This window comes from Mycolicibacterium llatzerense (assembly GCF_000878195.1).
Taxonomy (GTDB): Bacteria; Actinomycetota; Actinomycetes; order Mycobacteriales; family Mycobacteriaceae; genus Mycobacterium; species Mycobacterium llatzerense.
This window is the reverse complement of record NZ_JXST01000075.1, coordinates 1-10914: the sequence shown is the minus strand read 5'-3', so window position 1 is coordinate 10914 and position 10914 is coordinate 1. Positions and strand designations below refer to the sequence as shown.

The following is a 10914-nucleotide window of genomic DNA, read 5'->3' as shown; positions in this document are numbered from 1 at the left end:
GCGAAACCCCTTCCGCTGCCGCTAGCGGCAGCCGTACCCCCTGTTGCAGGGTTGCTTCGCACGCCCGAACCATCGATTTGCCGAAGATCGAACTCAGCTACAACCCGACGCACCCTCACCTGAAGCGGCACCGGGCAGTGAACGTGCGGCGAGTGCCGCTGACGACTGACCACAACGCCGGGACGACGAGTTCACGCCCATCACGCCGTTGGTCCGAGCCGACGATTCACGACCACGGCACCGAAGCGACATCGCGTCAGCAATAACTGACGCCGATATCAACATGTTCGCGACGATTATTCCCAGCAAACACACAGCCGCGATGCCTGCGGCGCGGCTGATGCCGACGAGCCACCATGGTTCCCACCCCTCCCCCTACGAAGACCACCATCTACTCCCCCAAGTAGGTCAGCGTCCGCGTGCCAAACCGACAATTGCATATACCGGACTGACGTGTCAACCCCACGCTCAAGCGCATCTCTAGCGAAGTGCGCAAGGGTGCGCTAACGTAACCGGCTCGGGTACATCGGCGAACATCGGCCTAGCTACCCGGCCCGAACAGCGCTCCCCCAAGCGACCAAAACCAGGCCAACCCGTTCCGACACGTGCACAGCACGTCAGAACGTGGCGACACCACATGGGGGAAAGACATGTACTACAGGAAGCGCCCACGGCAGTCTGCGGTGGACACCGCCTTGTTCGCCGAGCGGCTCAACAATCTCTTCGCCACCATCCATCCCCCGGCGCGGGGTCCGTACCGGAACAGCGAAGTGACGCAAGCGCTGGCACGCCGCGGCCATGTCTTGTCGGATCCCTACCTGTCGCAGCTTCGCCGCGGGATACGCACGCGCCCCTCACCCCAAACGGTGCAGCAGCTGGCCGAATTCTTCGGTGTCCGAACCGAATACCTCGACGGCCGCGACTCCCGGTACACCCGTGCCCTCGACGGCGAGTTGGACTGGCTCCGGCTCGCCCGTGACGAGTCCGTGCGTGAAGTCACCACTGCGCTTCTCGCTCTGCCGTCGGGCGTCCGCGAGGACCTGCTCGAGTCCACGGGTTCCCTTGCCAACCGGGGTGAACCGGCAGTAAACCATCCACGAGGGATTCGGCTCGACGTCGTCTCCATCGATGCCTAGGCGGGACCCACAATGACCACCGGTGATCAACCCACCGATCGAGCCGCGCGCAGCGCACTCGTCGGGCAGGTTGCCGCGCGGCTTGCGGTGCGCCGGGCAACGAGCGCGATTCGCCAGCCCTTCTTGTCCGAAGCGCAGAAGGCTCAGGCCCGCGATGAACAGATGCTGCGCTTGGCCGATGATCTCGCCGACACCCTCGGCACCATGAAGGGCGCGGCGATGAAGCTCGGCCAGCTCCTTTCTCTGCTCAACTTCGGCCTCAGTTCGGCGCAAAGTCGAGACGAATTCTCCCGCCGGCTGTCACCGTTGTTCAGCCGTGCCCCTGCCGTCGACAACGCCATGATGTTTCGGTTGATGGACACCGAGTGGGGTGCACTGCGCGACCGGGTACGCACCATCGAACCTGAACCGGTGGCGACGGCGTCGCTGGGGCAGGTCTACCGCGCAATACTGACTGACGGACGTCAGGTGGCCGTCAAAGTCCAATATCCCTGGGCGCGTAGTGCGGTCCGCGCCGATCTGAAGAACCTGGCCTTGTTGGTTCGCCTACGGGCAAACGCATATCCGGTCCGGGGACTGAACGCAGTGGTAGCCGAGGTCAGTCGGCAGATCACGGCAGAACTCGACTACGGCCTGGAACTGGCCAACCACCGCGCTGTCTACGAGGCTCATCGCGACCACCCGGTATTCGTGATCCCCGAGCCGATCAACGAGTTGTGCACCGAGCGCATCTTGGTGACCGAGTACCTGGACGGCACCCAGCTGCACCACCTCGATGACGTCGATCAGACGCTGCGCGACCACATCGGCGAGGCGGTCTTCCGTTTCTATTGCGCGAACATCTACACCAGCGGCGAATTCTGTGCCGACCCGCACCCAGGCAACATTCTGTGCCTGCCCGACCACCGGGTCGGTTTCGTCGACTTCGGCCTGTACATCCAGATGGACCGGAACGAGGTCGAACTCGAGCGGTCGGTGCTCGCCGCGGTCATGCGCGGCGATGCCGAGACTGCGCACCGACTCGCCCGCACGGCGGGATTCATCGTCGATGCCGAGGCGATGCCACCGGACATGGCTTTGGGCTACATGCAGACCGTCGCCAGTTGGTATCTCACCCCGGGACTGGTTCAGGTCACCGACAAGGTCGCCTACAAGTCACTGTCACAGGCGATGCTGCCCCAGTCTGAATTCCGGTCGGGCATCTTCAAGCAGCGAATGCGCAGCGCGCACGCGTTCTCGCGCCGGACCGAGATGAGCGTGTGCGCTCTGCTGGGCACACTCGAGGCGCGGGGCCGCTGGCGCGACATCGCCTCGGAGTGGGGCCTGGGCACCGAACCCGCCACCGCGATGGGACGTGATATCGCGCAGTGGCGTTCACGTGCCCGGTAGAACGCGGCGCAGCCCACCGAGCAGAAACGCCGCGCACGCCCGCGCAACCTGCTCGGGGTCGACTTCAGCGCCGTCGCCGACCAGCATCGGAAACGTCGCCATCAGCACACACGACACCACGGACCGGCCGGCAATGCGCGCGTCGACACCGTCGCGAATCCATCCCTGCCGGCGTCCCACCTCCAGATACGCCGTCACTTGCGCACCGAAGTCGTCGTAGGCGTCCAATACCGCCTCATAGGCGGTCTCGTCGACGCCCGGCGCGGCGATCGCGGCGAACGAGACCAGCTCCCGGTTCTTCGCGATGTAAGTCACGGCACCGCGCACCCGGTCGGTGAACTCAGCGATGTACTCGGTGCGGCAGTGGAATGTGGCCGGGTCGCGCTCGCCGGCGAGCGCGACCGAAAGTTCCTGGGCCATCCGAGCCTGAATCGACTCAAGGATGTCGCGCTTATTGCGGAAATAGTTGTAGAACGTGCCATGACTGACGCCGCACCGCGCGGTGATATCAGTGACGTCGACATCGCGGTATCCACGCTCGATGAACAATTCGACGGCGGCCGTGTACAGCTCGGTGGCTCTCTCAGGCATCACCGGTCCGCTCACCAGCGGGTTCCTCAGTCAACAATCCGTGTTCGGCGATGGCCGAGATCGACGACAGGAACGTCGCACGCGACTCGGCCGACGCATCCCCTTGGATAGCCATCAACAACCCAGGGCCGGACAATCCGAGCACCATCCGCCCGAGCAACGCCCAAGTGGGACGGTGTTCGGCCGAGGCGTAGTCGGGGTTGGCCGCCTCGAACAGCCGCGCGAACGCGACGTCCAGCGTCGACAAGAGCCCCCTGACCCGGAGCCTCAATTCGAGATCGATGGCACTGCTTTCCACCGTGAGCAGCCGAACAATCGCCGCATCTTCGTCGACCAGATCGAACAAGCGGGTCCCGAACACCGCGATCAGTTCCATTGCCTGGTGGTATTCGGTCAGGTCCAGGCTGGCCAACGAACCGATGCGTAGCGCCCGCGCAGCTTTGGTGACTGCGTAATCGAAAACATCGTCCAGCAAGTCCCGCTTGCTCGGGTAGTACCGGTACAAGGTGCCCTGCCCGACCTTGGCATGGCGGGCGATATCCGACATCGTCGTTTGGTCGTAGCCACGATCGGCGAGCACCGCGTAGGCCGATCTCACGATCTCCTTGCGCCGTGCGGCCCGCAAATCGGCTTTGGCCGGACGGCCGCGTGCACGGGGCTCGGAGGCTTGACCCCGACGCGGCAAAGACACCGGGCAGAGTCTAGTGGCCCGCCGCGACGCAATTGCGCCTTTCCCTCCGCGGACGGGTCGAACCGATAACGTCGTGCGACTAAATCTCGAGGACGGTCGGCACGATCATCGGCTGGCGCCGATAGGTCTCGCCGACCCACTTGCCGACGGCCCGCCGCACCGCCTGGGCGATGCGTGCGGAGTCGGTGACCTGTTCGGAGACCAGGGTTTCCAGTGCGGCCTGCGCCTTCTCGGTGGCCGGCTCGAGAGCCTTCGGGTCCTCGGAGAAACCGCGCGAGTGCAGGTGCACCGGAGCCACCGGCTTGCCGGTCTCGCGGCTGAGCACGACGGTGACCGCGATGAAACCCGAAGTCAGCGTGAGCCTTTCGCCCAAGGTGGCATCACCGACGTCGCCGAGCACCAGACCGTCGACGAACACTTTGCCGACCGGCACCGCGCCGGCGATCCGGGCCTGCCCGCCCACCAGGTCGACGCTGACGCCGTTCTCGGCCAGCACGACGTTCTCCGCCGGCACACCGGTGCGGATCGCGAGTTTGGCGTTGGCGCGCAGATGACGCCAGGTGCCGTGCACCGGCATCACGTTGCGCGGCCGCACCCCGCGGTACAGGAACAGCAGCTCGCCGGCAAAGGCGTGTCCGGAAACATGCACGCGCACTTGCTGATTGGTCACGACGCGGGCGCCGATCTTGGCCAGCGAGTCGATCACGCCGTAGACGGCTTCCTCGTTGCCGGGGATCAGCGAGCTGGACAGGATGATCAGGTCGCCAGCAGTCAGGGTGATGCTGCGGTGCTCACCACGGGACATCCGGGACAGCGCCGCCATGGGCTCGCCCTGGGTGCCGGTGGTGATCAGCACCACCCGGTCGGCCGGCAGCAGTTCGGCAGCACCGATGTCGATGACGTCGTCGTCGGCGACGTTGAGGAAGCCGAGTTCCTTGGCGATGCCCATGTTGCGGACCATCGAGCGGCCGACGAACGAGACCTTGCGGCCCAGGGCCACCGCGGCGTCGATGATCTGCTGCACGCGGTCGACGTTCGAGGCGAAGCAGGCCACGATGACGCGGCCGTCCGCGCCGCGGATCAGCCGGTGCAGGTTGGGACCGACCTCGCTCTCCGACGGACTGACCCCGGGAATCTCCGCGTTGGTCGAGTCGCACAGGAACAGGTCGACGCCCTGCTCGCCGAGGCGGGACATGCCGGGCAGGTCGGTGGGCCGGCCGTCGGGCGGCAGCTGGTCGAGCTTGATGTCGCCGGTGTGCAGCACCGTGCCGGCACCGGTGTGCACGGCGATGGCCAGGGCATCGGGAATCGAGTGGTTGACCGCGAAGTACTCGCACTCGAACACCCCGTGGGTGCTGCGCTGCCCCTCGGCGACGATCTGCATGTTCGGCTTGAGCCGGTGTTCACGGCACTTGGCAGCAACCAGCGCCAGCGTGAATCGCGACCCCACGATCGGGAGGTCGGGCCGCATCTTCAACAGATACGGAATGGCGCCGATGTGGTCCTCGTGCGCGTGGGTGAGGACCAGCGCTTCGATGTCGGCCAGCCGGCCCTCGATATGCCGGATGTCCGGCAGGATCAGGTCGACGGCGGGCTCGTCGTGCGTCGGGAACAGCACGCCGCAGTCGATGACGAGCAGGCGGCCCAGGTGCTCGAAAACGGTCATGTTGCGGCCGATTTCGCCGATGCCGCCCAGTGCTGTCACACGCAGACCGCCCGGCTCCAACGGGCCGGGCGGCGCGTAATCGGGTGTGGTCACGCAAGCACCGACGCTGCGCGCAGGTCCGCGGCGAGCGCAGTCAGCTGGTCGGCCGTGGCGGGTACCTGCGGTAGCCGCGGGTCTCCGACGTCCAAGCCCTGCAACCGCAGCGCTTCTTTACTCATCGTGACGCCCCCGAGCCGGTTCTGCGCATCGCTCAGCGGACTGAGCCCCACCTGGATCTTGCGGGCGGTGGCGATGTCGCCGGAGTTGAACGCCGACAACAGCGCGCGCAGCTCGGCGGCAGCGACATGGCCCCACACGCTGATGAACCCGGTGGCGCCCATCGCCAGCCACGGCAGGTTCAGCGCGTCGTCGCCGGAGTAGTAGGCCAGACCGGTCTCGGCCATGATCACCGCGCCGCCGTTGAGATCACCCTTGGCGTCCTTGACGGCCACGATGTTCGGGTGCGGCGCCAGTGCGCGGATGGTGTCCCATTCGATGGGGATCGACGACCGCGGCGGGATGTCATAGAGGATCACCGGCAGTTCGGTGGCGTCGGCGACGGCAGTGAAGTGCGCGAACAGACCGGCCTGCGGCGGCCTCGAGTAGTACGGGGTCACCACCAGCAGGCCGTGCGCGCCTGCCGCGGCACAGGCCTTGGCCAGATGCACGCTGTGCGCGGTGTCGTAGCTACCGGCGCCCGCGATCACGCGAGCGCGATCGCCGACCTCTTCCAGAACCGCCTCGAGCAGGGCGACCTTCTCGTCGTCCGTGGTGGTCGGCGACTCCCCGGTCGTGCCGGAGACGACCAGACCATCGCAACCCGAATCGACCAGATGCTTGGCCACCTTCTTCGCGCCAGTCAGATCAAGCGAGCCGTCCGGGCCGAACGGCGTCACCATGGCAGTCAGCACGGTGCCCAGGCGTGCGCTGACGTCGATTCCGGTGGTGGTCACGGGGGTCAGATTACCCGGTCGCGAGCCGACAGCCGCCCTCCGCTCCCCCGTGGGCGGCGCCGGCACCTGAACTCAGTCGACGAGCATTCCAGCACGACGCATTGCCGCCGAGATGTTCTCGAAGTCAATGGCCACATGGGCTCGCGCCAGCGACTCGGCGGCATCTCCATGGCCGTTGGCAATGGCGTCGACCAGCGTCGTGTGCTCACCGAGCGCCCGCTGTTCCATTTGCCGCATCGTGGCCGGCTCGCCCCACACGTGAGCCGGGGCGCCGATACTGATCGACGCTTCCAGGTCGAGCAGCACCTGTTTGAGGACGACGTTGTGAGCCGCGTCCATGATCGCCAGGTGCAGCGCGCTGTCCGCCTGCTGGGCGGCCAGGCCGCTGCCGGCCCGGCGGTAGTCGTCGAGGCGCTGCCGCAGGACGCCGAGGTCAGCGTCGGTCCGCGATTCGGCGGCAGCCCGGCACACCGCACCGTGCATCCGGCAGATCGCGTCACACCGGTCGCGGAGCTCGTCGACCCGCATTCGCAGCGTGCGTGCCACCGCCGCCGTGGACGAGTCCGGCCACTGCTGCAACACATACGAACCGCCGCCGCGGCCCCGCCGCGTTTCCACCAGACCGCGCTCGACCAGCCGGGCCAGTGCCGCGCGCACCGTCATCCGGCCGACACGTAAAGAGGCTGCGAGCTCGCGTTCGGCGGGGAGCCGGGCGCCGGGCAGGTATTCGCCGATGGCGAGGGCGGTCACCAGTCGGTCGGTGATTTCGTCTACCCGCGAAGACGACTCGAGCTCGCGATCGAGTATGCCGGGAGCAGGCACACCGTTGACATGTGTCATCGCCGGATCGGCTCCCTTCCCTCGTCTCAGACAGTATCGGCATGGATTGTTAAGTTTCGATGAATGGTCTTGTAACGAGACCATTGAAGTCGCATGCTGGCCGTCATGCCAATCACGCACCGCACGGTTTCCTTCCTCGAACACGAGACCTGGGTCCAGATCACCACTCCCGAATCACCGGATCCGGCGCGGCTCCCGCTGTTCGTTCTGCATGGCGGGCCGGGCATGGCCCACAACTACGTGCGCAACATCGCCGAATTGGCCGACGAAACCGGTCGCACGGTCATCCATTACGACCAGCTCGGCTGCGGCAACAGCACGCACCTGCCCGATGCGCCCGCCACGTTCTGGACCCCCGATCTGTTCGTCGAGGAATTCCACACAGTGCGCAAAGCACTCGGCATCGACGAATACCACCTGCTGGGTCAGTCCTGGGGCGGCATGTTGGGCGCGGAGATCGCGGTGCGGCAACCGTCCGGGCTCGCGTCGCTGGCGATCTGCAACTCCCCCGCATCGATGGAGCTCTGGATGGCCGGCTGCGCGGAACTGCGTGCGCAGTTACCACCGGAAATCCAGGCCGCGCTGACCCGCCACGAGGAGGCGGGCACCGTCACCGATCCGGAGTATCTCGAGGCCACGAACGAGTTCTACCTGCGCCACCTATGCCGGCTGGTGCCCATGCCGCAAGACCTGATCGACACCATCGACCAGATGGAGGCAGAGCCGACGGTCTACCACACGATGAACGGCCCCAACGAGTTTCATGTCGTGGGAACGCTGAGCGGGTGGAGCGTCATCGACCGGCTCCCCGCGGTCACCGCGCCGACGCTGGTGATCGCCGGCGAATTCGACGAGGCCACCCCCACGGCGTGGCAGCCGTATGCCGACCACATCGACGGCGCCACAAGCCACGTATTCCCCGGCACCAGTCACTGCTCGCACCTCGAGCAACCCACGGAATTCCGCGCCGTCGTCGCCGCCTTCCTCGCCAAACACGATCTGGCCGCCGCCGCCCGGGTCTGACCCCATCCCCGACCCGACAGGATCTCCATGGCCACCACCGCCCGCATCGCCACCGGCGAAGCTCAGCGCACTCCCGAATCATTCGGCTACAAACAGGAACTCAATCGGTCCGTCTCCACCGTCGACCTCATCGTCTACGGGTTGGTGTTCATGGTGCCGATCGCGCCGTGGACGATCTTCGGCGTCGTTTACAACAGCGCCGGCGGCATGGTGCCCCTGGTGTATCTCATCGGCCTCATCGCCATGGTGTTCACCGCGACGGCGTACGCGCAGATGGCCAAGTCCTTTCCCCTCGCGGGATCGGTGTTCTCCTATGTCGGCCGCGGAATCCATCCTGGCGCAGGCTTTTTCGCCGGCTGGGCGATTCTGCTGGATTACCTGCTGATACCGACGCTGCTCTACGTGTTGGCCGCCGAATCGATGATCGGCTTGTTCCCGGGCACGCAGCGATGGATGTGGGCCCTCGTGTTCGTTCTGGTCAACACCGTGATCAACCTGCTCGGTATCAACTCACTGAAAATGGCGAACCGGTTGTTCCTGGCACTGGAACTGGCCTTCGTGGTGATCTTCGTCGTCATCGCGGTGCGTGCCATCAACGGAGATTCGTTGCCCAACGTGCATTGGAGCACCACACCGATCTGGAACCCGGACACCGTCAGTGCACCGTTGATAGCCGCGGCGCTGTCGATCGCCGTGCTGAGTTTCCTTGGCTTCGACGGTATTTCGACGCTCGCCGAGGAATCTACGGGTAAGCGCAATCCAGCGGGAAAGGCGATGATCGGCGCGCTGTTCCTCGTGGCCTTCCTGTTCATCGGCCAGACCTGGCTGGCCAGCCTGCTCGCAGGTGGTCGTGCGTCGTTCAGCGACGACGAGGCGGGCAACGCGTTCTTCAAGCTGGTTGAAGCGGCATCCAGCACCGGATGGATGAACGCGTTCTTCGTGGTCAATGTGCTGGCGGTCGGCTTCGCCAATGCGATGGCCGCGCAAGCGGCGACCGGCCGGCTGCTGTATTCGATGAGCCGCGACCGCCAACTGCCCGCTTTCCTGTCGACCATCAGTTCCCGCAAGGTGCCGATCGCGGCGATCCTGGTGGTCAGCGCGATCAGCGTGGTGCTGGTGCTGTTCTTCGTCGGTCAGATAGCGCTGATCTCGTCACTGGTGAACTTTGGTGCGCTGTTCGCCTTCTGCCTGCTGCATGTATCCGTCGTCTGGTATTACCTCGGCCGCCAGAAGTCGAAGAACTATCTGCTGCACCTCGTCATGCCCACGCTGGGCTTCTTGATCATCGGCTATGTGCTGTTCAACGCGGATTCGCTGGCGAAGATCGGCGGCATCGTGTGGCTGGGCATCGGCACGGTGGTCTTCTTGGTCAACAAGTTGCGCGGCCGCGGCGTGCCCGTACTCGGCGAAGAACTGCAACAGGACGCAACCGGCTAGCACCCGGCATCGGTATCGGATCGTGCTCGGCCATCTCGGCGTCAACGTGCCCGATCTCAGCGCGGCGAAGAACTATTACGACGAATTCGTGCCATTGGTAGGTTTTGAGTCATTCATTGCCGCCGACGACGAGTTCGTCTTTCGCCCGGCCGGCGGCAAACCCGGCACCTCCGTGATTTTCTATCCGTCCGCCGAACCCGGTGACCACTCGCGGCACCGCACCGGGCTGCAACACCTCGCCTTTATGGTCAAGACCAGATCCGCGGTCGAGCGCGTCCATCAGTTCGTACAGCGGACCGGCGGCGAGGTGTTGCACAGGCCACAACCGGTCCCGCAATATCCGCCGCCCTACTTCGCGATGTTCTGGCTGGATCTGTTCGGCATGATGCTGGAAGTGGTCTGTCACCACGACCTCGGACTGACGGCGCCGATATCCCGTGCGGTGCCGAATCATCTTGGCGCCGTAGTAACTACCGCATATTGAAAATTCTCGATGCACAGCCCGATAGGCGTTCAAAAACATCCGAGTCAACCGCGGATTTCCGGGGTTAAGAGGTCGGGGGTGCCATCGTGAACTTTTGTCGTTACACTTCCGGCCGACCCCCGATAAAAGGAGAACATTCGTGGCCGAGCGCATTGTCGTCCAGCTTGTGGACGATATTAACGGCACTGAGATCACCGACGACTCCGGTGAACGGATTAACTTTTCAGTCCGTGGGGTTGATTACCAGATCGATCTTTCCGCTGCGAACGTGGCGAAATTCGAAAAGGCTTTGGCACCGTATCTGGACGCCGCCACCCGGGTCGGTGGCCGTCGTACCCGGACCCCGAAGGTCGCAGAGCCGAGCAGCCGGTCCGCCAAGGGCGGCGCGTCGCGCGGTCGCGGCAGAAAGGCCGCCGGCAAGGGCCTGACCTCGAAGGACGAGCTGACCGCCATCCGCGAGTGGGCGCAGCAGAACGGCTACGACGTCGCATCCCGCGGCCGCATCAAGGCCGACATCGTCGAGGCGTACCACGCGGCCAACTAGGCCGAGCTAGACCTTCCGGCCCAATTCGGCCACCAGGTCACCCCGCTCCCCGACGGTCACGTCGTCGACCCCGAGCCAGGTCGCCATCGACCTGAGCTCCGGGACCAGCGCCGCAGCCACC

General features: G+C 65.3%; 10 protein-coding genes and 1 pseudogene. 6 read left to right on the top strand and 5 right to left on the bottom strand.

What is annotated here, in order from left to right; translation table 11 throughout:
- The first annotated feature begins 683 nt into the window (after nt 1-683).
- On the top strand, nt 684-1136 hold the full coding sequence (locus tag TL10_RS28850) for a helix-turn-helix domain-containing protein (RefSeq protein ID WP_052506580.1): 453 nt from the start codon (nt 684-686) through the stop codon (nt 1134-1136).
- Between the two features lie 12 nt (nt 1137-1148).
- Nucleotides 1149-2525 (top strand): ABC1 kinase family protein, encoded by a 1377-nt coding sequence (locus tag TL10_RS28845; RefSeq protein ID WP_043393794.1) that lies wholly within the window; start codon nt 1149-1151, stop codon nt 2523-2525.
- Here the strand turns inward: TL10_RS28845 and TL10_RS29895 are convergent.
- From TL10_RS29895 to TL10_RS28820, 5 genes are all read right to left on the bottom strand, one after another.
- On the bottom strand, nt 2511-3116 hold the full coding sequence (locus TL10_RS29895; RefSeq protein WP_052506579.1) for a TetR/AcrR family transcriptional regulator: 606 nt from the start codon (nt 3114-3116) through the stop codon (nt 2511-2513). The genes TL10_RS28845 and TL10_RS29895 overlap by 15 nt on opposite strands.
- A complete protein-coding gene (locus tag TL10_RS28835) occupies nt 3109-3807 on the bottom strand; it encodes a TetR/AcrR family transcriptional regulator (RefSeq protein ID WP_234711567.1) in 699 nt (232 codons plus the stop codon). The genes TL10_RS29895 and TL10_RS28835 overlap by 8 nt, the downstream gene beginning before the upstream one ends.
- Before the next feature lie 79 nt (nt 3808-3886).
- The gene (locus TL10_RS28830) at nt 3887-5566 is read right to left on the bottom strand and encodes a ribonuclease J (protein ID WP_043393792.1); all 1680 of its coding nucleotides are present in this window, start codon (nt 5564-5566) and stop codon (nt 3887-3889) included.
- A complete protein-coding gene (gene dapA, locus TL10_RS28825) occupies nt 5563-6411 on the bottom strand; it encodes a 4-hydroxy-tetrahydrodipicolinate synthase (RefSeq protein WP_234711568.1) in 849 nt (282 codons plus the stop codon). The genes TL10_RS28830 and dapA overlap by 4 nt, the downstream gene beginning before the upstream one ends.
- Nucleotides 6412-6537: 126 nt before the next feature.
- Nucleotides 6538-7305 (bottom strand): FadR/GntR family transcriptional regulator, encoded by a 768-nt coding sequence (locus TL10_RS28820; protein ID WP_043393789.1) that lies wholly within the window; start codon nt 7303-7305, stop codon nt 6538-6540.
- A 105-nt stretch (nt 7306-7410) separates the two neighbouring features.
- On the opposite strand from TL10_RS28820, the gene TL10_RS28815 reads away from it, so the two are divergent.
- The 4 genes and pseudogenes from TL10_RS28815 to TL10_RS28800 all read left to right on the top strand — a co-directional run bounded on the left by TL10_RS28815 (nt 7411) and on the right by TL10_RS28800 (nt 10793).
- On the top strand, nt 7411-8328 hold the full coding sequence (locus TL10_RS28815; RefSeq protein ID WP_231575537.1) for a proline iminopeptidase-family hydrolase: 918 nt from the start codon (nt 7411-7413) through the stop codon (nt 8326-8328).
- 27 nt (nt 8329-8355) lie between these two features.
- Nucleotides 8356-9765, top strand: coding sequence for an APC family permease (locus tag TL10_RS28810; protein ID WP_043393785.1), 1410 nt, complete (start codon nt 8356-8358; stop codon nt 9763-9765).
- A gap of 22 nt (nt 9766-9787) precedes the next feature.
- A pseudogene (locus TL10_RS28805) lies at nt 9788-10177 on the top strand (VOC family protein); the annotation flags it as partial.
- 211 nt (nt 10178-10388) lie between these two features.
- Nucleotides 10389-10793, top strand: a complete 405-nt coding sequence (locus tag TL10_RS28800) for a histone-like nucleoid-structuring protein Lsr2 (RefSeq protein ID WP_043393784.1) — start codon at nt 10389-10391, stop codon at nt 10791-10793.
- Nucleotides 10794-10914 lie beyond the last annotated feature (121 nt).